The following is a 25,300-nucleotide window of genomic DNA, read 5'->3' on the forward strand; positions in this document are numbered from 1 at the left end:
CATTGGATACATTGGATACATTGGATACATTGGATACATTGGATACATTGGATACATTGGATACATTGGATACATTGGATACATTGGATACATTGGATACATTGGATACATTGGATACATTGGATACATTGGATACATTGGATACATTGGATACATTGGATACTCCAATATTATAACTGCTATTTGTGGCTTGTCAATAGCTTTCAACCTATTTTCTTCATATAAAATAGCCCCCTTATTTTAGGAGGCTTCATTTTTCTATCTTATGTTTTAAAATAAAGTTAATATGAATTTATTTCTATCTAATTCTTCTTAAACTTCTTCAAAATCTACTTAAAATAATAATTTCACACATTTTATGCTAAGCAAATATCTCCAAACTGATTTTTTTCTGCTTTTTCCTTAGCTACTTTATTTTCATCGAACCTGTTATCACTATCATACTTTTTAAAATTACTTACAATTCTTATACTTAACATTATCATAGGTTTATTATAGGCTTCTATATATAATGTTAATTTTATATACCATAATAGAATTAATAAATCTTTATTATTACCTGAATAAATAATTTTATTTGCTTCTAAGCCAGAATTATCATGTTTAGAACTTTTCTCCAATGAAACATTCTTTATATTAATTTCTCCTGCTTCGTATATTGGTTTAATATATTTTGATATAGCTGGATATTTTTCTGTAAAATCATCCATATCTTTATCTGAAAATGTTTTACTAGCTAAAGTGTATAAAAATTGTTCTTCAGCTAAATTTTTTTCATGTTTTATAAAAATCAGATACACGTACACTGCCAATAAAGAAAACAAAATAATTGTAAAAATCATTTCTTCGTTCCTCCTTTATTTTGTTTATCTAGAATTTTTTCCAACTTATTTATTCTTTTATCTTTTAATTCCAAACTTTGTCTATATTCATTAAATATTGATTTGAAGTGAGAATACATAGTTTTATAAATTCTTTCAAATATCCACACTATACAAACCACAACTAATAACAAGACACCTATAGGAATCTCATAATAAAAAAAATCCGAGAATATCTTAAACTTTTCCATTATCTTCTCCTTATAACTCCTTATAAAAAGAATAACATATAACTGTTATGAAAACAATATTTTTCATAAAAAAATAAATACCATTATTACTTTTAATGACTTTCATTCCATACAATTATTTATATTTGTTGCATCTTTATCATCTTTATTTTTTATATACTAATATACTATTCTTACTTTATTTTCCCCCTCTTATTATTGTCTAACCTTCTATTAGTTCCCCTAATTTTTATGTTTTTCTCTATATCTTTAGAGTAGTTATATTCGTTTATTGTCTCTTTATATTTTATATTCAATATATCTCTTTCAACCTTAACTTCATTTAATAATTTTTCTACATCTTCTATTTTTACATCTCTTGATATTTTTAATTTCCCTAATATTTCTTCTGCCACTCTTTTTTGATCTTCACTACCCTCTTCTACACATAACAAGGCTGAATGCAGCTTATTTAATTCCGCTATTTTTGTATCTAATCTAATTAATTCAATATTTGTTTTTTCTAAATTATCTATAAATCTCTCTTGAAAATCTTTAAATTCATCAGAATTTGTTATCCTATTTGTTGAAAGATAGTTAAATTCCTCTATAAGTTTTTCCATTTTACTTATATAGTAATTTTTGTAGACTACCTCTTCACCATTTTCTTTTGAAAGTTGTTTTGCTAATGTTGTTCCTTTTATATATCGATTTTCTTTAGAATTACCTTCATTAAGAAAATAGAAGTAATCATTAGATTTAATGAACGCTTCATATCCCTTATCTATTTTATCAATTTTAGTGTATGGAACTAAGACTATACCCTTATTCGCAATTCCGAACTCAACTTCTACATATATTCCTCGTTTGGTCTCTTCTAAAACTTGCCATGGCTCGACTACAAATCTCATTTCAAAATTCTCTTCTTTTTCTTGTTTATGATTTTCATACATTTCTTTTATTTTTTCTTTTGAAATATATTTTTTGTTGCCAGCGGTCATTTTTTCTATATTTTCAAATGAATAATATCCTTTTTTCGATAATGTCCTATCTCTTACATTTCTTTGCTGTTTCCCATTAAGCAATTTATATTTAACTTCTTTTCCTTCAGTATTTACTTCTATACCAAGTAATTTTGCTTTCTCTATAAAATCGTCTACTGAATTAGAATTTTTTAATAGAAAATTTAACTTTTGTTTTATTTCATATCTAAAAGTATTTTGCTTTTTGTACGCTTCATATTTTTTGTGAGATATAATTTTATCTCTATCAAGAATTTTTGCTCCATAAAGATCTGCATATTTATCAGAAATATTTTCTAAACTTTTCTTAGTTCCTTTTTGCCATCTGAATTTTTTCAAAGTCACATTGTTTGTAGTGTTAAAAATAATATGATTATGCATGTGGTTTTTATCGAGGTGTGTTGCTATTATAAATTCATGTTCACCTCCTGTAAGTTCAAGAACTGTTTTTCTACCAATTTCGTGAACTTCTTCTGGTGTCAGATTATCTTCTGGAGAAAAACTCTGAATTATATGATGAGCTAATACATCAACTTTTCCTCCTTGCCTATCAGAACCTAAAATCTGTTTTGCTTGCATTTTTGTCATCATCATTTCTTCAAAAGCATATTTCGGCGAAGTTAAACCGTAAGCCGATACATATTCTTTGTTTGAAAAGAATATTACATCACCCCAATCTTTCTCATCATTACTTTTATTTCGATTAGTTTTATTTTCATCAACTATATAATCAATTTTATCATCTAGTCCATTTTCTTCTTTGTCATATCTAGATATTTTTTCCTTGTCGTCTATATAATTTACCCCTTGTTTTAGTTTATTACTATTTTTAATTTGAAAAACTTTTGTTACTACCATACTTACCTCATTTTTAAAATACAGCTATAATTATTATTAAGTAAAATTTTATATTTTGTATTTATTAATTTTTCTTTAATTCCATGAACTAAAATTTTAATATTAGTATAGGATTTTAAATCTATAGTTTTTGAAAATTTCAAAAGTAAGTCTGTATAATAAACAGTTAAATCAATGTTTTCTAATAAGAATAAAAATATCTTTTTTTCAATTCCGCTTAAATTTATTTTCTCTACATCTTCCATTTTACTTCACCCTCTTTATTTTTTCATTTAATAATTTATTAATTTCTTCTTCTAATTGATTTTGAAATCTTAAAATTTCTACAAGTTGACTTTTTTCTACTTTTCCATCTTCATTAGCTCGCTTTACAATTTGATTTATATTATTCCCTATTCTATTTAATTCATAACGAAGTTTTTTTATTTCGTCAAAATTAATTAAATTTATTTCTCCAGTTAATAAAATTTCACGAGCAAATGCTCCAAAATTTTCTTTATTTGCTTTTTCCATTTTTCTTCTTATAAGTTCATTTTCATTCTCATCAACATAAATTTTCTTTTGAATTTTTCTTTTTCGATTCATTTCATCATTCCTTTTTAATTAAAATTGGAAAAAATCGAATGTTACAAAATTGTTACAATCGATTTTTTTGATACTCGGAAAAATGTTACAGTCGTGTTACAAACACCACTGTTTAACATTTTCCCTACTGGCAAGCGTAGCATGTGAGTACTCACTATGCTCTTTAAAAATGAAAAATTACCTTCGTTTTTAGCAAACGAAAGTAACTAATCATTTTTATTTTTGGGGAAATTCCCCAATCCCCTAATTTAATTTTTCTTCGAAAAATTATTTTTTATAAAATTCTATTTTTATTTTTTCTTTTTAATTTAAAATTTTTGAAATTTAGATTTAATAAAAATTCATTTTATTCTCTTAAAAAAATTATCTGTTCATATAATTTTTTCGAAATATAATCGTTCTGATTTCCCAAAGAAAAAAATATCACAAAATTATTTCTTCACTATCTTTTTATATATTTTAATTTTTTATAAACTACTTTCCAATATTTCTGGATTATCTAAATATGTCTTTATTATCTCGTTCATATTTTCTTTTATTTGTTCTACACCAAAATTATTTAATCCGTACAAAGCGATACTATAAATTTCAAAGATGTCTTCATTTTTATTTTCAAAAGAAAAATTTTGTATTTCTTCTACTCTTATTTTTTCTTTTTCTAAATCTAAATGTTCTATTAATTCAAAAATATCTTTTGGAATATTATTTACATTATAGTATTCTGGTGCGATATGTTCTAACATTAGACTGCTTGTTAAACTCAATATTTGTTCTTCAACAAGTTCTGAATTTTCATACGTTTCTAATATTAAGTTATTTGTCCACTCATAAATTTCTTCATCATTTATTTTTATTTCCATTTTTATTTTTCTCCTTCGTTTTCTTCTTTATTCTTTTTATTTCTTTTCAATAAACTCATTATCAATTCTTCATCGCTCGCTGTGTTGGAAACTTTTTTTCTGATGTAACCTCTTGTGCCTTTTGTGATATTTTTTCTCTTTGTTTATCTATTGCTCTTTCAATTTTACTTTGAAATTTGTCTCTTGTTATTTCCTTTGATTTTACTTTTTCTAATGTTGTATCTATTTTATTAATTAAATCTTTTGCATCACTATGAATTTTGTCAATAACCCTATCTAAATCTGTAAAGTCTTTTCTATCTTTCATATATGAATTTAAATAACCGAAACTTTGCTTACTTGTGTCTAATCCTAAATGTTTTGAAGTTACATAAGCTATACTTTCTGCATGTAACTCATTTAAAGCATATTCTTCTGTTGTGATAATCTTACTTTGATATTTTGCATGAGCCAGTTCATGAATCAACGTACTAAGTGTATCTCCCTGCCCCATACCTTTTCTTAATTCGATTGTATTTTTTGCTGGGGTGTAACTTCCATAAGCTCTTGGCATAAGTTCTTTATCTACAAAAACAATTTTTATATTATCTTTATCTGCGATTTCTTTTAACGCTTTATAAATATCAACATAATTCTCAACATTATTTTCTAACTCAACAGAATTTAATGACAATTCTTTACCGTTTGTTTGGCTTACATCAAAAACTTTTACTGGAATAAAACGTATATTAGTTTTTACTTTTCCATCTTTATCTAATACAAAATCTCCATTTAAATCTTTAACTTTATACTCACTTGGAGCATATATTGTGAATCCCTTTTCGCCTTTATTTATATATCGTTCAAAACTCTCATTCCATTTTTTAGCTCCTGCAATTAAAGTTGCATCTGGTTTTTGTTGATGAATTAAGTCTATATTTCTTCTTGAGTAGTTATGAAATTTACTGATTGTATCTAAATATTTCTTATATTGATCAGAATTTACATATTCTTTTAATCCCATTTTTAAATGCTCATTAAGTCCTTTTACATCATTCCCATAAGCTAAGTTTTCTATTATTATTTTTTCTTTTTCTTCTTTTGGAGTGTTGTCTGGTAGTTGTTGTAATCTTATTTCACTTATCGATACATCTTTTCCTTCAAGTAAATCTTTTATATACTGCTTTTCATTATCATTCTTAGGAGGATATTTTTTAGATAATCTTAGTTCTCCATTTTCTAATTTTACTGCTACTTTCTTTAAACCTTTTACAAAATAATATTGTTGGTTCTTCGTCCATTGAGTAAGTTTTTTACTATCTACTAATTTTTCTAAAAACTCCTCCCTCGTTTTATTTCCTGTGTTCTGTTCCATGTTAATTTCTCCTTTTCTTCTCTCCAACTTTTTTTGGACTATTAATACCTCATTCCAGTCAGTTTTTTCTTTATTTTTTAATTGAGGAGGTAATTCTGTTTGGAATTTCAAACCTATTTTTTCTAATTTTTCAATAAAATTTCTTCCTGCACTATCGTTATCAACAGCTAGTGTTATTACATCGATATTCTTATTGTGGTCAAAATAATCTGTGTCTTTGATTATAAAATTCATATAGCCTACTGCATTACTAAAATCTAAGGTCTTTCTCCTAGCTTCATCAGTAATAATGTGTTCTGTTAAGTATCTTGCTACTGTACTTTCTTTTAAACCGTCCATTGAAATCAATTTTACATTATTTAAATTATGTTTATTTAGTTCATAATAACTCATCATATCAATAGGTGCTTCAAAGAAAATTAATCTATCGGCTTTCTCTCCTACAGTAACATTAACTCCTGCAGTTCCATCAGAATTATAAATTATCTGTTTTAAATATCCTTTCCCCTCGTACCTATCTTTATTGGGTACGATACCTTGTAATGTCCCACCTATTATATTTTGGTTGTCATCAAAGTATTTAAAAACTAACACTTGTTCAGAATATCCATCTTGATATTTCCTATTGACTAAAGCTAATGCTTTTTCTTTTAGAAAGAAATCTATAGTATTATCTGAAAGTCCACGAATCTCTTTTAAGTATCTTCTACCATTGTCAAAATCAGTTTCATATTTTTCTAATAAATATTTAAACGGTTCTCTAGTTACTTCTTGTACTTTTGCTTCTCCAAATTGCCCGGTATCGAGATAATTTATAGCTTCTCTAAAGGATACACCTCTAAGAGTTTGTACCATCTGGATAACATCTCCACCAATATCCTTTGAATACCATCTAAACATATTCTTTGAAGTATTTATCTTAAAAGAGTCATGTTCGTCCCAATAATATTCATTTCTACTTGACTTTAACATATTCATACCTAAAGAATTTGCTACATCAAGTATATTCATATTTTTAGCTTCTTCTTTTGTTAAAGTCATAACTATCTTTCCCCTATAGTTTTACTTCTATTTTCCACTATTTTTTTATTATTCTCTTTTTCTTTATTTAATACTTCTTCTTTAGATTTAAATTGTTTTAAATGAGAATACACTTCTTTTATTTTTTCTAATTTTTCTCTGTTATTAATCGGTAAAATATCGGTATTAATATAGTTTATTTCCGTTGATTCACCAACTAATTGTCCTTTATCAAATGATTCAAAAGGGATAGTTTCAAGCCTTGCAAGTGTGCCTTTATACCATGCTCCTACAAAATTTTCTAAATATGCTTCTATCAATTTATTATCTTGGCTTTCATCTGCTAAATAACCTAACTTCCATTCTTCACCTTGAGAATAACCAGTAACATCTTTTGTGATTAATTTTTTATTGTATTTAGACAATATATTTTGAATATCTCTAATTTTATTTTTTAAAATTTTACCAGGATAATTATTAAATGGATTATCTTGATACATATATATATCATTGTATTTACTTTCAACATAATCTGGATACATTGGATACTCTTCTTTAAAAGATTCAAATTGTTTAGCAAAATCGTAAAAATCTCTAAGCGTTTTAAATTGATCTTCATCTATCAAATCGTAGTCTATTTCATAAATATCATAGCTAAATATTAGTTTTTCTCCGTATAAAGTATCATTATTTAAAATATACTCTTTACTTAATAAATCTATCTCTTTGTACTCATCTCTCAAGTAATCTATTATTTGCTTATCTCCATTATCCCTTGATCGATAATCGTTTATTAAATAGTCATCAATGATTAAATCTTCTTCAATTATTGAATATAATGGTGAATTTAAAACTAACAGTTCTTCATTTTTCATATCTATTCCAACTACTTCACTTTCAGAAGGAACAATCATTGTCTCCACATTATTTATTTTGTTTTCAAGACTGTTCTGTTTATCTTTTAACTCGTTAAGTTCCTTTTCTAATCCAAAGGCTTTTTTATTTTGTTCAACTAAATAATTATAATTTTCTCTTGTTATTTCTATTGGTTGCACTCTTTGAAACATCGCTTCATCGTCTGGTACAAAACCGAAAAAATAATGAGCTATATCTTTAAATTCTTGATAACTCATATTTTTAACAGACTCTGTTATTAACATATTTCTCAACTCTTGTTCACTGGTATTATTGTTAATCCAGCCATTTAGAGCTATTTCTTTTATAGTATCTATCAATACTTCTCCTGGAATTTCATTTAAAACTTCCCAATAATAACCAATATTAATTGCTGTATTTTGTGATATATCTGCTTTCAAATCTTTATACGTTTTTTGATTTACTCCTCTTTCGTCCATTATCTTCACTCCTTTACAAAATAAAAAAGAGGTCTTTAGCTTTTCACTAAAGACCTCAAGATTTATATATTATGAATTTCTAACTTTTTTTCTTCTTGCGATAAATCCTGCAGTCGCTAATGCGGTTAATGCTATCGCTGTTGAAGTTCCATCATTATCAGCTACTCCTGTATTTGGTAATACTTTTCCTGTACTCTTATTCGGTGTTTTTTCTTCCACTTTCGGAGGTACTGACTGTTTTGGCTCTTCTGGTTTTTCTGGTTCAACTGGTTTTTCTGGTTCAACTGGTTTTTCTGGTTCAACTGGTTTTCCTGGTTCAACTGGTTTTCCTGGTTCTTTAGTAAAAGTTGTAACTGTATTAGAAGTTTCTTCTACTCCATTTACCGTATGAATAAATGTATTTTTAACTTCACCACTTGCTATACGCTCCATTTGTAAGTAAACTTCAGCTTGGAACTCGCTATCTAAATCAACTTTATCTAAGAACTCTTTATCGAACTCAATATCAACTTTACCATCTTTCATAATTTGAGTAGTATATTTAGTAAGCTCACTATCTTGTTTAATTATACTTCCATCAGTAAGTTTAATATCTTTCATAGAAAATACTCTATAATTAGCCTGATATTTATCAGCTTTTTCATCATAATCATCACTAAATCCATATTGAGTAAGTTTAGTACCTCTATTAGATGAAATTTCAGTTCCAATTAATTTATAATTAAATAATTTATTTAGCTCTATTTCTTTTCCTTGTAGGCTTTCTTTACCTTTTACATCAATTACTACATCTTTAATAGGATCAATTTTTGGTACATTATTAGCTACTACATCAGTTTCATATCCATTACCAAAGTCAATTTGGTATCCTCTATTTTTATATTCTATAGTTTTTTCACTACCTTTAGTGACTTTCCCTTTTTCTTTTTCAGTGTTTTCAGTTGATACTTTTGAAATAGTATTAAGAGTATTGTTCTCTCTTTCTACAGCCTCATTAATAGCTTTATCTACTTCTGGTTTAATGTTTGTAGTTGTAACGCTGTTATTCACTTTTGTTACATCTTTTATTGTTTTATTTTCAGTTTTATCATCTACAACTTTTTTACTATCTTTTCTTGCTATTTCTGGTTTTACTATCATTGGATTAGTTATAGTAAGATTAGTTCCAGTTTTAACATAATCATTATAAAATTGTTTAGAATCAGTTGCTTTAAATAACTGAAATGCTCCTTTTGGAGTTACTTTAGCTTCTTTTAGAACGGCTTTGACTTCCTCTGGTGCTTTTTCTAAACTTTCGTAATTTACTACTTCTACTCCAGCTACTGCTTTTCCTTTGTCGTCAGTAATAGTAATATTTTTCTCATCTAGACTTAATGCTTCTTCTGGATAATCGTCTACAAAGTAAAAACCTTTTTTAATGTACTTGTCTGATGCTTCTATATTTTTGTATGCTGATAAGTTCCAATTTAACTTATAATTAGTTCTTGAAGCTGCAAGTACCACTTTTCCATCAATTTTAACGTTATCTTCATTATAATTATGTTTTACAGGTTTTACTTTTGGAACTGTGTTTGTAATAGTATCTGTCACTTGAGCAACTCCAAAATCAATTTCATACGCTACGTTTTGATAACTTCCACCATTTTCTTTAAGTGCTTGTGTTACCTGCATTGGGTTAACAATCGTTAAATCAATGCCTTTTTTAACATAGTTATTATAAAACTCTATTGGATTTTCTGCTGAAAATACCTGGAACGCTCCTTTTGGTGTGATATTGTTTTTTGATAAAATAGCTTTAATTTCATTACTTGCTTGTTCTAAATTATCGTATTTAGTAATTCTTATACCATTAACTACATTTCCGTTAGAATCTAATACTTTAATTCTGTCATCTAGTGTTTTTAGTACTTCTGGATAATCGTCGATATAATAGAATCCTCTATTTATAGCCTCATTAGTTCCTACTACATCACGAAGATTGCTTAATTTCCATGTCAGCTTATATTCAGTTGTTGAACCTACTGGGACTAAACCGCCATCAATAAGAACTCCATCCTCGTTATAGTTGTGTTTTTCTGGGTTTGATTTTGGTACAGTATTTGTTACTACATCAGTCTCACGTCCTTTACCAAAATCAATTTGATATGCTTTATTATTATAAACAGCTCCATTTTTATTTACACTATCTAACATTGTCATAGGACTTGTTATTGTGATTGAATTTCCAGTAAATACGTATTTATCATAAAATTCTCTTGAATTTGTCGCTTTATAAACTTGGAATGCTCCTTTTGGTGTGATTTTCGCATTCATTAAAGCCTTCTTAATATCATCTGGTGCATTTTCTACACTATCATAGCTTAATACTTCTACTCCAGTTACTGCTTGTCCTTTGCTGTCTACCATAGTTACTTTTGAATTATTAATCGCAAGTGCTTCTTCTGGGTAATCTTCTACAAAGTAGAATCCTTTAGCAAGTTCACGACTTGTTGCGACAACTCCTTTATACTGATCTAAATCCCACAGAAGCTTATAATTATTTACAGTTTCTGGTGCAATAACTTTACCATCAACTACAACTCCATCTTCATTTGTATTATGCTTAGTTGGTTCTACTTTTGGAATATTATTAGTTACTTCATGTTCAACTTCTCGACCTTTACCAAAATCAACTTGATACATTTTATTGTTAAATACTCCACCTGTTGTTGTAAGCTCTTCTTTTACTTTCATTGGTGTTGTTATTGTAATTGAGTTTCCTGTAAGTACATACTTGTTAAAGAAATCTCTTGAATTTGTAGCTCTAAATAATTGGAACGCTCCTTTTGGTGTGATTTTCGCATTCACTAAAGCCTTCTTAATATCATCTGGTGCATTTTCTACACTATCATAACTCAATACTTCTACTCCAGTTACTGCTTGTCCCTTGCTATCTACCATTGTTACTTTTGAATTATCAATAGTTAATGCTTCTTCTGGATAATCTTCTACAACAAAAAAGCCTCTAGCCACTTCACGACTTGTTGCAGTCATATCTCTGTATTGATCTAAATCCCAAGTTAGTTTGTAGTGATTTGTAGTTCCTACGACTACTTGTTTTCCGTCAACTACTACCCCATCTTCATTTGTGTTATGTTTTTCTGGTGTTACTTTTGGAATTTCGTTTGTAATTATTTCAGTTTCACGTCCCTTACCAAAATCAATTTGATACCCCTTATTTCTTATTGTACCACCTGTTGTTGTAAGTTCTTCTTTTACTGTCATTGGTGTTGTTATTGTAATTGAATTTCCTACAGATGCGTATTTATTGAAGAAGTCCTCTGGAGAACTAGCATTAAATAATTGGAATGCTCCTTTTGGACTAATATTAGCTTTCGAAAGCATTGTTCTTACATTTTCTGGTGCTTCTTCTAAGCTATTATAACTACTTACTTCTACTCCAGTTACTGCTTGTCCTTTACTATCTACCATTGTTACTTTAGAGTTATCAATAGTTACCTCTTTTTCTGGATAATCTTCTACAAAGAAGAAACCTTTGTTAAGTTCATTTCTTGTTGGTACTACTCCTCTATATGGTGTTAAATCCCAAGTTAGTTTGTAGTAATTTGTTGTTCCTGCGACTATTTGTTTTCCATCAACTACAGTACCATCTTCATTTGTGTTGTGTTTTTCTGGTGTTACTTTTGGTACGATATTAGTTACGATATTTGTCTCAAAAGTTTTACCAAAATCAACTTGATATGCTTTATTATTGTATGTTCCACCTGTTGTTGTAAGTTCTTCTTTTACTTTCATTGGTGTTGTTATTGTAATTGAGTTTCCTGTAACTACATATTTGTTAAAGAAATCTTTCGCATTTGTCGCTCTGAATAATTGGAACGCTCCTTTTGGTCTGATTTTCGCATTTACTAGAGCCTGTTTAATATCCTCTGGTGCATTTTCTAAACTATTATAGCTCCTTACTTCTACTCCAGTTACTGCTTGTCCTTTACCATCTAACATCGTTACTTTAGAGTTATCAATAGTCAATGCTTCTTCTGGGTAGTCTTCTACAAAGAAGAAACCTTTAGCTATTTCGCTATTTGTAGCACTCATACCTCTATATTGGTCTAAATCCCAAGTTAGTTTATAGTGATTTGTAGTACCAGCTACTACTTGTTTTCCATCAATTAATACTCCGTCTTCATTATAATTATGTTTATTAGTATCAACTTTAGGCACAATATTTCTAACAGTTTCCGTTGCATAGCCATTTCCTAAATCAATTTGATATGCCTTGTTCTCATATACTCCACCAGTTTGAGTTAAACTATCTTTAACTACCATTGGATTAGTTATTTTAATAGAATTTCCTGTAACAACATATTTGTTATAAAAATCAGTTGGATTAGTTGCTGTAAATAATTGGAATGCTCCTTTTGGTGTAATATTAGCTTTTGAAAGCATTGTTTTTACATTTTCTGGAGCACTTTCTAAATTATCATAACTATTTACTTCTACTCCAGTTACTGCTTGCCCATTACTATCAACTAAGCTAACTAATCTATTATTAATTGTTACTGCTTCTTCTGGATAATCTTCTAAATAATAAAATCCTTTTGCAATATCATTTCTACTAAGTTTCATACCTCTATATTGGTCTAAATCCCATAGTAATTTATAATAGTTTGTAGTTTCAGCTACAACAATCTTTCCATCGATGTTAGAATTATCTGCATTTGTATTTATTTTATTAGGTGTAATCCCATTCGGTGTATTTACTGTAACAACGTTACTGTGAGTAGTATATTTATTATTTAAATTGATTTTAAAGTTATTTTTATAAATACCACCATCATTAGTTACAGTCCCGGTAACAGTAGGTGCTACCACATCGATAACCTCATTAAGATTTTCATTTAATTTATTTAGCAATGTAGTATTAGCACTAAATACCACAGTATGATTAGCTTTATCATAAGCAGTATTATAACCTAGTGCATTATTCTCTCTAGTTACAGTTGCTTCATCTATAACATACCCTTGAGGTAAATGATCTGTAAATTCTAATACATTTAATGCTTCTCGTCCTGCAGGAAGTTTATCAACTTTAAGAGTAAATTTAACTGTAGAGTTTTTACTTACTAAACTATTATCAAGATTGGTATTATCTAAATTTCTAGCTTCTTTAAATACCCTTGGTCTTTCCGATAGTCTAAATGTTGTATAATCTACTGTTGGGGCAGTTACTTTTGCAGGAATCGGTGTTGGAGTAGGTTGTTCTGGTTCTTTTGGCAATGGTAGTTCTGGTTTAGGTGTCTCATAACTCGGAGGAGTTTGATTAATTACATTATTTAATTTTTTATAAACTAGTGTATATTCTAAATCTTCTCTGAATACTCCATTAAGTATTTTATCGTCTTTTTCTCTTACAAATACATAATTTGAAATACTAGGTACATTTACTGTATATTTATCTCCATATGCTAAATTGTTTTCTCCATAAGGGGCTTTTATTACTTTTCCAGAAGTATCTACATAGTTAACTTTAATTTTAAATTTTTCTTTTTCTACATAAGGCTTAAGTTCTCCAACAGAATTAATATCAGCACCAGAAATTCCAATAGAATTACTTGAGTTACTTTGTGCTTTTAGAGTACCATTAGCATCTTGTACAGTCGCAGAAATAGAATATTTTCTATCTGAAGTATAATCAGCTTTATTATAAGATGTTATTTTCATTGGTATTCTCTTATAGCTGTCTGCACGTAATGAAAAGTATTTATTATCTACATTTGTTATTTTTACTTTCAATTCTGTATCTGTAAAATTCAATACTTCTACATTTGGTAAATGACTTCCATTACCTATTAATGAACCATATTTATTAATATTGTTTCCAAAATTATCGCCTTGATTAAAAAACATATTTTGAGCATCATATTTTTGAGTAGGATCAAATTTTACAGGCGAGTTATTATCAAGTCGGTATGTTATTATATCTCCATCCGTTAATTTATTTGTTCGTGTATTTGCTTGTTCATGACTGTTTGATACTTTACCGAACATTCCGTTAGGTCTAATTTCTCCATTTTCATTAATAAACACACCTAGTACAGTATCATCTACTCTTACATTACTCCAATCTTTATACCTTGCTAACTCAGTTGCTGGTATATTGTGTTCTTCACTACTCACAACCTTAGTTCCATTCACATAAATATTATGATTTACTCCTTGTTTTTCTCGTCCATAATATCCATTCCAATTTGCCGTATTATTAGATGATATTGTAACTACTTTGTTTTTATATTTATTTGCATTTTCATTGAAAATTAAACGGAAATTGTAATTAGCCATTGATGTATAAGCATCATAAGTTTCATCTTTTCTGTTAGGATCATAATCTGCATTTCTTGTATTATCTATCGAAACTAATTTTAATGTACCTATTTTCTCTCCATTAACTTCTACATCATAATCTTTTAATTGTTCTTCTCTTAATCTTTCATATTTTAAATCTATGTATGAACCATTTCTTATATCAGTATTTGGTAATGTCAATGTTAACCTAGTATTAGTTACAGTTTCATAAGAGTTAACACTTTTTATAGTAATATTTCCGCTAGCTTGAACATCTATTCGTTCTCCTTCTTTTACTTTTAATCCATTAGAATCATTTTCACGCTCTCCACCTTTTTGAACTATTAATTCTTTTTCATTTTCTAAATCTTGTTCATTTTGTTTTTGAGCTTTTTCTGCTCTTTTTTGATTTTCTTCATATTCTGCTTTTTTATCATTATTTCGAGCATTAATTTCTTCATTTTCTTTTCTAATAGCAACGTTTTGTCTTTCTTTTTCTGCTTTTTCTTTATTGTAATTCGCTAAGTCTTTTTCATACTGATCTTGTTTTTCTTTATTTTCTTGTGTAGCTGTATTTATTGCATTTTGGTTGGCTTCTTTTTCTTTTTTATAATTATTTACTACTTCATTTATTTTGTTTTCTTCTGCTTTATTTTGTTCTATTGCTTCATTTCTTTTTCGTGTCGTTTCTTCTGTGCTTGTGGTTACTCCTAAATCTTGAGTTTTTTCTGTTACATTGACACCTTCACTTTTGGCTGTATTTACTGCATTTTTCACATTTGAATTATCAATATTAATATTTACAGCTCCAGTTGATGTGTTAGTATTTGCTAAATTATCACTTTGCACTTTGTTTGCTGGTGGTTGAGTTGTAGTAGAATTAGTTGCATTCCCAACCGTTTGATCACTTGCATATGCTTCATTATCACTTGCAACACCAATCGCAACCGCCGTCATAACTCCAAGACCTACTGATACTAAATTTTTATATTTCTTACTTTTTCTTAATTTGAATTTCTCCGTTTTATTAATTGTCATACTTTTTTCCTCTCTTTTACTTAATTTTTAAACCTTTTAACGTCATGTTTAGGACAAAATAAAAAAGACTAGCTTTGCTAATCTTTATTTTCTAATATTAAATAGTATTCCTAATATAAAAGCTAATATAAGCCATAATAAATTTAATTTCGCTATATCCATTTGCTTTGCATTTTCATCATCTTTTCTAACCCATAACCATTTATAAATTATTATTACAAAATCTATAATAGTCCAAAAGAAAAATATTAAAAATACTATAAAGAACATAATTCCACTTAACACTATCTGCTTTTCCTCTAAAATAACTAGACCAAATAATACTGTTCCAATAAAAGAAAAACCTAATCCTACTATCTTCACAAGCATCGTTTTTTTGTCCATTAGTATAAGTGGTGCTAATAACATATAAAAGCTAAAACTAAAAATATAAACTAAAATAGTAGTTATATCTATATCGTATTTATTAATAAACATAATTTTGTATTCTTTTAATAATACTAGAATACCACTACTTGATATTGCACCTGTCAAACCTAAGATAAATAGTAGCTTAGCGAGTTTGGTTCGATTATTTTCAACATACTCACCTATTTTATTTTTTATTTTTAATGATTTAATTTCTAACACTATAATTCCTCCTTTAAAAAAATTATAACATAGAATCTATAAATCTTAATACCATTCCTCTGGAATAACTAAACTTGATATAAAATAAAAAATTCCCGTAGTTATTACTGCTGGATTAATTAATTTTACTTCTGGGGTCAATACGAATGCCACTATTATTGTATATATCACTATATTAGAAATAATTATAAACATATTTATTGCTTTAATTCTAGACTTTATTGCTATTTTTAATACTATACTTATTATTACCAAAATAATGACATTTATAATTATAATGTCATATAATTTAAGAATACTTAATTCCATATTATTTAAAATAATACTATATATAGTTCCTGATATTATTAAAGACAATGACAGTACTCGCCTTTGTTTTGTATCTCTTAGTTTTACACCTAATAAATTTGTTACTATACTTATTATTATCACTGTTATTATTGCTAATTGCATATTTTTCACTTCCTTTATTCAAAATAAAAAAGACTAGCATTGCTAATCTTTTATTTCGATTTTATTTACTTGAATATAGTTCATTTAATTTATAATTACTTCCGTATAACTTTACCATTCTACTGCTGTTTCTCTTATTAACAAATCTATTAGTTTTTTTAGGTCTTTTTCATCTTTATAATTACAATACTTAAAATTATTTAATCCATGTATTATATCATTTGGATCTACATCATCTAATCTTACTGGAATTACTCTCTTTCCATTAGATTTTTGTATTAATATCGTATTATATAGTGTTTCAACTTCTTGTTGTGCATATATTGAAGATAATGTATTTTTACTTATACAAAGAAGAAATATATGACTTTTTTTCATTGCTTCTGATATTTTTTGTGTTATACTATCTCCAAAATCAATGTCATAAGTATCTCGCCATACTCTTACTCCATTATCTTTGATTATTTGTTCTAATCTTTCAACCTCTTTTTCATCTTTATGTGAATATGATATAAACACCGTTTTATAATTCTTTTTTAATGAATAGCCTGCTTCCTCTAATTCTCGTATAGTAGGAATTTGACAAATTGAACTCATTAACATTAATATTTTTTCTTTATTCATATTAGGGATTAAGCCTATTGAATTCCATCCACGGTTACTCTGTTCTTTAATATAGTATTCTTGAGATTTCCCATTCATAAGTTCACTTACTTTATATTTTTTTGCTATATTTCTTACTATATCTGGATTTTCAACCTCTACATATAAAATACATTCTAATACATATGGAATATTATTTACAAATATAAAAACTACTTCATCAGGTTTTACATTATTATTTATTTCTTCTATAAACTCTATATAGTCTTCTCTCTTTCCATAAGGTATCACAAAATTTATTTTTAATAAATTATTCATCTTGTTACTCTCCTTTAAATAAAATATTATATCATTCTTATTATATTTTATTTGTAAGTCTACATCAAGATTAAACAATTCACTTTCTAATATATCTCTAATAGTATAACACGTCATATATACCGTTCTTAAATCGTATCCGAAAATATCTAATAAATTTAATGTTATCTTATATCTGTTTTCTTGATAACATTCTCCTAAAATATTATTCATTGTTTCCCAATTACTTTTGCTAAAGTGTTCTTTTAGTAACTCTAATGTATTACTTTTCATAACCTTGCCTCCAATACAAAAAAGACAACCTTTCAGTTGTCTTCTTTACCTATTTATTTGGTTATTCTATCTTTGTTTTCTTCTGTATAAACCTAATGTTAATACTGATAATAACAGTCCAAATCCTGCTACATCTGATGTTGTTTCTCCAGTATTAGGAAGTTTTTGTACATTTTCTTTTTTAGATTTCTTGTCTTCTGAATTAATTGGTTTAGCAGGTGTTGTAGGTTCTGTTGGTTTAGTTTTCTCTTTTGTTCCTACAAGAACTACTTCGTCAACAGCTTTTTCTTCGCTTAACACTTCTTCAAGGCTATTTACTACTTCACCATTTACTGTTAATGTAGTTACTTTTACTTTTTTCTTACCATTTACACCTTTTACTTTAACTACTCGTTTCCCTGCTTCAAGTGTAGAATCTAATTCTTCTTTTACATTATATTTTACAACATCTTCTCTAATTGTCTCTTTAATAATTGCTTCTGGCAATACATTTTCTGGAGCTTTTTGATCAAATTCAAGATTTCCGATTTGTTGTTTCAATAGTTTTGAGTACAAGTCTATAGCTTCAGCTAATTGTTTTTCTTTATTTTCTAAAGATGATTTTAGTTTAGCTAATTTTTCTTGTTCTTCTTTTAGAAGTTTTGGAGCATTTTGTAATACTACTAATTCATTTTCTTTAGTTTTAATACCTTGTTTTAATTCACTAATAGCTTTTTTACTCTCTGAAATCTGTTTTTGAATATCTCCAAGTTGCTTAACAAGAGTATCTAATACAACTTGTTTTTCATTAAATTCTTTTTGTTTAGTAACTTGAGCTCTTTCTTTTTCAGCTAGCGTTGTTGTTGCTATGTCTACTGCTTGTTGTTTTGCTTTAACGTCAGCATTTAATGAATCAAAATCTTTTTGAGCTTTATTTAATGCATTAGTATCATTAGCTAATTTATTACTTGCTTTTGTATAAGAAGCTGTAGCTTCTTCTGTGAATGTTTTTGTATTCTCTAAAAACTCAAGTTCACTAGTTACATCAGTAAGAGATTTTTTAGTATTATTATATGCTGTTTGTAAAGCTACTTGCTCTTTTGCTTTAGTATCAACTTCTACATTTATGTTGCTAACGCTCTTTTCAGCAGTTGTTAGTTTCGCTAATAATGTTGTTGAGTCATTAGGATTATCTATTTTTGTAGTATTAAAATTACTCTTAGTTGCATTTTCTAAATAATGTTTCGGAACTTTAATATAATGTATATTTGTCCAACCATTACTTATTGAGAAATCTAATCCAAAATATTCTTCATCTGGAGTACCGTAGTTAATTCCTGCAATACTTTGAGCATGAAGCCATTCTCGGCCATTAAACATAAAACCTATAATACCATTATAAACTTCTCTTTTTAATTGAGCTAAAGTAACATTTTTAGTTGCAAGACCATATCCATAATAGTTTTCATAATATTGTTGGTGTTTAGCTACTTCTTCATCACTTGAAGTAAGTAATCCAAATTTTCTAGCACCTTCATTAACTACACGAGCATCATGCCCTTCTTGGGCATCCCAATTATCTGCTGTATAACCATCTCCTACTATTTTCGCAAATTCAACAGCTGATGATGTTACCTTTACCTTTGGTAATTTGAACTGTTCTCTTATTTGATTAATTAAATCAGCTGCAAAAAGTGATAATTCTGTTCTAATATTTTCTGGAAGATTCTCAATATCATATTTTGTCTGTATATCATCATTTTTATTTTTATGATATTTATTAAGATTATCTACTTCATCATTAATTCGTTTTAATATTTCTCGTGCTTTACGTCTATCTTCTCTTGTTAAAGTGTCATAGTTTTGACTATCCTTCAATGCTTTCACATACTCTTCACTTAAAACTATTCTATTAATACCTTCTGCATTATTCTTCGCAACTTCTAATTCCTTTGTAGCTAGTGCTAGTTTTGTTTTTGCAACTTCTAATTCTTTCGTTTTAGCTTCAAGATCACTACTTGTTTTGTTATAATCTTTTGTAGCTTGTTCTTTAGTAGTTGTTAGTGCATTAATTCTATCTTGTCTTACTTTATCTTGCTTTTTAGCCTCTTCTAATGCTTTTTCTTTTGCTTCAAGGTCAGCTTTATCTAGCTCTACTTGTTTTTTAGCTTCTTCTAATGCTTTAACTACTTTTTCTTGGTTAGTTCCAGCTAATACTTCTTTTGCTTTTTGTAAGTCTGTTTTAGCTTTTGTAGTTTCTTCTTTAGCTTTATTAAGGTTAATTTCTGCAACTTTAACTTCTGTTTCAGCTAAAGCTACTTCTTTTTGTTTGTTACTTTCAGAACTTGCCAAGACTGTCGCTTTTTCTTCATTCTCTTTTAAATCTGCTTTCTTATCTTCTACAGCTTTCTCAACTTTAGCAATATTTTCTGGAGTTGCTTCTTTTGCTTTTTCTTCTAAGTTTGCTACTTTTTTAGTAGAACTTATTACATTGTTTTTTAAATCTTTTACTTCAGCTTCTGTAGTTTCCACTACTTTTTCTTGATTTTCTACTTGTTTTTTTAGATCAACAGTGGGCTTTTCAGCTTTTACAGTAGTTGATGGGGTTGTAGTATCTTTCTCACTTGCTTTAGCTTGCGTATCAGTCGCTACTCCTACCGCAACAACTGTCGCTAATCCTATACCTGCTGTTAATAAATTCTTTTGAAGTTTATCCTTCTTTTTATTCATAATACTATTTCTCCTTTTTCCTTTGTTATTTTCTATAATTATATTATATGATATTGTATATCAATAGTCAAGGGCTTATTTTTTATTTTCTACATTTTTATTTTTGATTTTTTCAAAAATAAAATTAGATATTACTTCTTTTATTGATTCTATTATATCTCTCACTTTTTCAAATATAGCTAATCTTATTCCTACTGCTACCAATGAAATAATAATAGTTAATATTATATTCCAGATAGTATTAAGTTTAAACATCGATACTAAGAACTGGTATGAGAAATATATAACGAATATATTGCTTAATATAAAAAGTATATATACATCTCTATATTTTATTAATACTAATAATATTAAATATACAACAACCACCAATAATATCCACAATAACTTTTCTTGTATTGGTAAATTCACAAAAAGTTTATTTATACTGATTGGAATATCATCTATCCAACCTATATTAGATTTGGGAAATGTTCTAACTACGCTACTCTTTTCTGAATTTAGTGCAAGAGATGTAAATATAAACAATTCTGGAACAATGATCATAAAAGAAATAAGCCCCAACACTGCATACAAAATAATTTTTACTATAGACACATACCAATAAAATCTCATATATATTACTCTTCTTTTAATTTAATTGTAATTTCTTTTTTTTCTTCATCATAACTAATTTTGGCAGTTCTTCTATCTTGTTCTACTCCCATATCGCTCGCCCATTTAGTAGGAAGCATTATAAGATATCGTTTTGAACCTGAACCAGCATTTCCACCAGCTTTAGCTATTCCGATTTTTAATTCTCTTGTTTCCATTATTTCCTCCTAACTACTATTATTATAACAATTTAAGTATTGTATTGCAATAGTTCGAGTTAACTTTTTACAACTTTTCACAAAGAGAATGTAATAGCTTTAATGATATTATTTTTTACTCATTATTACAGTGTGTTTTTTACAAATTCATTAAATTCTTCTGTACTTGCTTTTATGTGATTCTCTGGTTTTACATTATCTAACCACTCTTCGTATTCACTTCGATATATCTTATATCGATACCACGTATCATCTTTTGGACTATCTGCTAAATACTTTTTATTTTTATGCATATTTACGTTGTATTTATTATCTCTAAATACATTTTGCTTTCCTATATATAGTAGTGCTTCGTTAATATTAATAGTGGCTATTTCATGTGGAGTAAGGATTTCACGTTTTAATTTTGAATGTTGTAACGTTGAACCTCCGCTGGTACTATTTCTATTTTCTGAATAATTTCTATCATCAATAGTCTCATTACCAGCTCTAAATGATAGATATTCTATAGTATCTTTATCATTAGTTCCTAGATAAAGAAGTGTTTCACAGTTACTTAATATACTTTTTGCTTCTTCCTTACCATATATCATGTCTAGCTGTGGAAGTCCTTGTAGTATTATTTTTAATGATATTTCTCGGCTTCGTATTACTGCTAAATATTTTGATATGTTATTTATTTTTCCAAGTTGAGCAAATTCATCACCATATATTTCCATATGAATAAGTTCTTTATTTAATACCCCTTGAATAACTTCATCTGCTGTTTTTATTGTCGTTTTAAATATTGTTGAAAATAACAAAGATGAAATAAATTGATATGCGTCATTTACTTCTGGAACATTTATGAATACCGCTGTCTTTTGTGTATTCCATGTTTCAATTTCCATTGTATCTCTTTGTAGTAATTCTCTAACTTCGTCATGTTCAAATACTGAAAATGTTGAGGCAATTATTGCTTTTACAGAATTTCTGGTTTCACCTGTAAAATTTCTATTAAACAGTTGAAATTGCCTGTAAGCATAATTATTTGGAATTTTTTCATTTAATTCTTCAAACATCATTTCTAAAACTGATTCTACATCTGGATCTGTACGTTCTAAATGTCTGATAAGGTCTGTTACTTGTGGTAAACTAGGTTCATAATTACTTATTTTACTATCGAAGTACAAATACCCTATCAATGATCTCATAATCATTAGTTTAGCCTTTAACCAAAAGTCTTCACCTTTATTATCGGATTTTTTAGTTGCTTCAACTATAGCTTCTGCCACTTCATCAATATCAGTTTCTTTTTTTATGTAATTAAATACATTAAATCGATGGGAATTTATAAAGTGAATTAAATCGAATACTTTCACTATGTATCCATTTTGTTCATATAAATTCCCCAACTCTCTTACCAATAATCCTTTTGTATCAGTAAATATTTTAGAAGAATTAAGTTGCATTGCGTTAGGTTTTACAAAGGTAAATGTTTTCCCTGAACCTGGTCCACCTATTACTACTACATTCTTATTAAGTTGTTTATCATACGGTAATCTTTTGTTATAAAGTCCCATCTTCGCATTTTTAGTAAAGATTATATTATTCTCTTCATACTTGTCTTCAAATGCTTTTATCTCTTCTATAGTTGAATATCTTGCTGAACCATGTTCTTCTCCTACTCTATAACGATATTTATTTAGTGTAAATCGCATATACAACAAGATATAAAATATTAAGAACATACTTCCTGCTCCAAATGAACCTTGTGTGTAAATAAAATCTATGGGTCTATATGTGCTAAGATTATCAATAAGCCAACTTAACTTGTCGAAGAGTAATTTACCTTGAGCATTCTCATATGTTTTGTATAATGTATGCCCAAAGTAAAAAGAAAAAGCCCCTCCTAAAGGTAAAAGTACAAGTTTTGATTTTATGTTCTTCCTCACAGTACTTTCTCTCCTTTTGTAGGTACTTTTTCCTTAACTCCTAATCCTTTTTCTTTTTTAATAGCTTCTTCTACATTTTTATAATATTTTAGTTTTTCTTCTAAGTCTTTTACTTTTGGCTTTTTCTTTGAATTTTCTATTGTTTCTCTTACATTTTTCTTATTTACTATTTTTTCTAATGTATCTGACAGTGCTTTTTCTACTATATCTTTGTGTTTAAATGCGTAAGCTAACGATACTGTCTCTCCATCAGAATGTTTGTAAAAAGAAAATCCTATACCATATTTTTTTAATTGTTCTTTAAATTCATCTAAATTTAATTCTACTGTTTTTAAATCTTTTATTGTTATGGGGTCAACGGAGTTCATAAATTTATTCCATTCACTTTCTCCTTTAAAAGGAGTTTTAAATCTAATATCAATTAGCTTTCCTGTACTATTAACAGCTTTTTCTGCCACAAAATATAAAGATTTAAATAATATTTCAGCAGTTAATTTTGTTTCTTTAAAAAGTAAACTTACTACTCTTTCTTCTTCCATAAAGAATTACCTCTAATAATCTAGAGAATCAATAGCATTCATAAGCCTTCGATATTCTTTAGCTTGCCTCTCCAGTAAAAAAATATGTCTTTCTATTTTTTCTAATTCAATACTTACATTATATTTGAAATCATTTTTTAATTCATCTGCTGGAACTAAAGTCATTCCTTCATATACTGTTGCTACTTGGTTACTTTGAGTTTCTCTTATTTTTTGAGGTCTTACTGGAGTTTGATATTCATAATTATTTCTTGGTTTTTCTTTGTAATTACTTACATAATTATTGTCTTCCTCTACTTTTTTTCTTTGAATTTTTTCAATAATCTCTCTTTGTCTTTTTTCAGAATCTTTAACGCTCTCTTCTCGAGTATTTTCTTTAAATACTTCTTTTTTAATCTCTGTTTTATTAATTCTATTAAAAACCTCTTTTTCTTCATCTGTCATATCATTATAGTTAATGTCTCTTATCTGCGTTTCTTCTGAATAATCTTCATCAGAGATTAGTACATCTTCTATACTTTTATTAGTCGGTAAATCTACTTCAAATTCATCGATAATTTCTCCATCAGAATTTGTTTCATAAATAGAGATTGTTTCTGATTTTTCTAATTTTTTATTTTTTATATTTAGTACTTCCAAGTCTTGAATTAATTCTTCTATACTATTTAATTCATGCGTTTCATTAGTTCTTAAACTTCTAGCTACAAACATTTAATTCGTCCTTTCTTAATTTTTATTCATTAGTTCTTTAAACTCTTCAAAAGTCATATTATTATAATCTAGCGTTCTTCTTAAATAATCATTTTGAAGAGTTGTAAGTTCATTATTTATTATCTTTTCTCTATTTTTTAAATCACTTAATTGCTTTTTTTTTATTTTTTGTTGCTCTTGATTTTTTACTAAATCTGCTTTTTTTTTATTAATCTGTTTCTCTATCTTTTCTAGCTCTTCTTTAGTTATCAAATTATTTCCTCCTACAGTTTTCTATCTGCTACAGGTTCTATTAACATCTGATCTGTTTTATTGACAAGTAATTTATTGTCTACTTTCGTAAAGGTAATTTTATAAGATGATTGTCTATTTTGAGTTGTTTGTTTACTCTTATCATCTTTTATCGCAAGTGTTGTATTTTTATATCTTACATTCACTAACACTTCTAATTTATCGGAATTGATATACATGTCTGCATCTTGATATTCCCAATCAACTATATACCCTTGATATGCTTTATTTACAGCTTTTTCTTCGTCCGCAACTATAGAGTTATACATTCCTTCGGTTACAAACGGTCTGTATCTATCTCTATTTTCTCCAAGGTCTTTTTTAGTATAAAAGGCTATTAAAAAACCTTGTGTTTTTTCTTTAAGTTGATTTTCTATATCTTTATTAGAATTTTTAGTTTGCTGAAGAGTATCTTTTATAGTTTTATTAGCTGAATTTTTTCTTAGCCCATCACCTAAAAAATATCCCATAACAAAAACTGAAATTATAACTACTATCGAAACAGTAATTTTTATTGTCTTTATTAATTTTGTATTTAACAT

General features: G+C 27.6%; 20 protein-coding genes. All 20 read right to left on the reverse strand.

Going from position 1 to position 25,300, the window contains the following annotated elements:
• A partial coding sequence (locus RYK99_RS03670; protein ID WP_314990224.1) for a hypothetical protein occupies positions 1–207 on the reverse strand: 207 nt, incomplete at its 3' end.
• 149 nt (positions 208–356) lie between these two features.
• A complete protein-coding gene (locus RYK99_RS03675; RefSeq protein ID WP_314990225.1) occupies positions 357–842 on the reverse strand; it encodes a hypothetical protein in 486 nt (161 codons plus the stop codon).
• Between the two features lie 403 nt (positions 843–1,245).
• Positions 1,246–2,931 (reverse strand): relaxase/mobilization nuclease domain-containing protein, encoded by a 1,686-nt coding sequence (locus tag RYK99_RS03680; protein WP_314990227.1) that lies wholly within the window; start codon positions 2,929–2,931, stop codon positions 1,246–1,248.
• A 2-nt stretch (positions 2,932–2,933) separates the two neighbouring features.
• Positions 2,934–3,176, reverse strand: coding sequence for a hypothetical protein (locus RYK99_RS03685; RefSeq protein WP_314990228.1), 243 nt, complete (start codon positions 3,174–3,176; stop codon positions 2,934–2,936).
• A 1-nt stretch (position 3,177) separates the two neighbouring features.
• Positions 3,178–3,516, reverse strand: coding sequence for a plasmid mobilization protein (locus RYK99_RS03690; RefSeq protein ID WP_314990231.1), 339 nt, complete (start codon positions 3,514–3,516; stop codon positions 3,178–3,180).
• Between the two features lie 467 nt (positions 3,517–3,983).
• Positions 3,984–4,376 carry a hypothetical protein gene (locus RYK99_RS03695; RefSeq protein WP_314990233.1) on the reverse strand — a complete coding sequence of 131 codons (393 nt, stop codon included), beginning with the start codon at positions 4,374–4,376 and terminating at the stop codon, positions 3,984–3,986.
• Between the two features lie 61 nt (positions 4,377–4,437).
• The gene (locus tag RYK99_RS03700) at positions 4,438–6,771 is read right to left on the reverse strand and encodes a toprim domain-containing protein (protein ID WP_314990235.1); all 2,334 of its coding nucleotides are present in this window, start codon (positions 6,769–6,771) and stop codon (positions 4,438–4,440) included.
• Positions 6,772–6,773: 2 nt separating this feature from the next.
• Positions 6,774–8,105 (reverse strand): hypothetical protein, encoded by a 1,332-nt coding sequence (locus tag RYK99_RS03705; protein ID WP_314990237.1) that lies wholly within the window; start codon positions 8,103–8,105, stop codon positions 6,774–6,776.
• A 69-nt stretch (positions 8,106–8,174) separates the two neighbouring features.
• Complete coding sequence (locus RYK99_RS03710) at positions 8,175–15,485, reverse strand: SspB-related isopeptide-forming adhesin (RefSeq protein ID WP_314990239.1); 7,311 nt, start codon at positions 15,483–15,485, stop codon at positions 8,175–8,177.
• A gap of 84 nt (positions 15,486–15,569) precedes the next feature.
• Positions 15,570–16,115 carry a hypothetical protein gene (locus RYK99_RS03715; RefSeq protein WP_314990241.1) on the reverse strand — a complete coding sequence of 182 codons (546 nt, stop codon included), beginning with the start codon at positions 16,113–16,115 and terminating at the stop codon, positions 15,570–15,572.
• A gap of 45 nt (positions 16,116–16,160) precedes the next feature.
• A complete protein-coding gene (locus RYK99_RS03720) occupies positions 16,161–16,568 on the reverse strand; it encodes a hypothetical protein (protein WP_314990243.1) in 408 nt (135 codons plus the stop codon).
• A 111-nt stretch (positions 16,569–16,679) separates the two neighbouring features.
• Positions 16,680–17,762 (reverse strand): toll/interleukin-1 receptor domain-containing protein, encoded by a 1,083-nt coding sequence (locus RYK99_RS03725; RefSeq protein WP_314990244.1) that lies wholly within the window; start codon positions 17,760–17,762, stop codon positions 16,680–16,682.
• A 66-nt stretch (positions 17,763–17,828) separates the two neighbouring features.
• Positions 17,829–20,471 carry an SEC10/PgrA surface exclusion domain-containing protein gene (locus tag RYK99_RS03730; RefSeq protein ID WP_314990246.1) on the reverse strand — a complete coding sequence of 881 codons (2,643 nt, stop codon included), beginning with the start codon at positions 20,469–20,471 and terminating at the stop codon, positions 17,829–17,831.
• A 75-nt stretch (positions 20,472–20,546) separates the two neighbouring features.
• Positions 20,547–21,086, reverse strand: coding sequence for a hypothetical protein (locus RYK99_RS03735; RefSeq protein ID WP_314990247.1), 540 nt, complete (start codon positions 21,084–21,086; stop codon positions 20,547–20,549).
• Between the two features lie 5 nt (positions 21,087–21,091).
• Entirely contained in the window at positions 21,092–21,283 is a 192-nt protein-coding gene (locus tag RYK99_RS03740) for a hypothetical protein (protein ID WP_314990249.1), read from the reverse strand.
• A 125-nt stretch (positions 21,284–21,408) separates the two neighbouring features.
• Positions 21,409–23,217, reverse strand: a complete 1,809-nt coding sequence (locus tag RYK99_RS03745; protein WP_314990251.1) for a VirD4-like conjugal transfer protein, CD1115 family — start codon at positions 23,215–23,217, stop codon at positions 21,409–21,411.
• On the reverse strand, positions 23,214–23,756 hold the full coding sequence (locus RYK99_RS03750) for a DUF3801 domain-containing protein (RefSeq protein WP_314990253.1): 543 nt from the start codon (positions 23,754–23,756) through the stop codon (positions 23,214–23,216). Before RYK99_RS03750 ends, RYK99_RS03745 begins: the two co-directional genes overlap by 4 nt.
• A 12-nt stretch (positions 23,757–23,768) precedes the next feature.
• On the reverse strand, positions 23,769–24,467 hold the full coding sequence (locus RYK99_RS03755; RefSeq protein ID WP_314990255.1) for a hypothetical protein: 699 nt from the start codon (positions 24,465–24,467) through the stop codon (positions 23,769–23,771).
• A gap of 15 nt (positions 24,468–24,482) precedes the next feature.
• The gene (locus RYK99_RS03760) at positions 24,483–24,719 is read right to left on the reverse strand and encodes a hypothetical protein (RefSeq protein ID WP_314990257.1); all 237 of its coding nucleotides are present in this window, start codon (positions 24,717–24,719) and stop codon (positions 24,483–24,485) included.
• A gap of 11 nt (positions 24,720–24,730) precedes the next feature.
• Entirely contained in the window at positions 24,731–25,300 is a 570-nt protein-coding gene (locus RYK99_RS03765) for a hypothetical protein (RefSeq protein WP_314990258.1), read from the reverse strand.

This window comes from uncultured Gemella sp., assembly GCF_963537375.1.
In the GTDB taxonomy this organism is placed as follows: domain Bacteria; phylum Bacillota; class Bacilli; order Staphylococcales; family Gemellaceae; genus Gemella.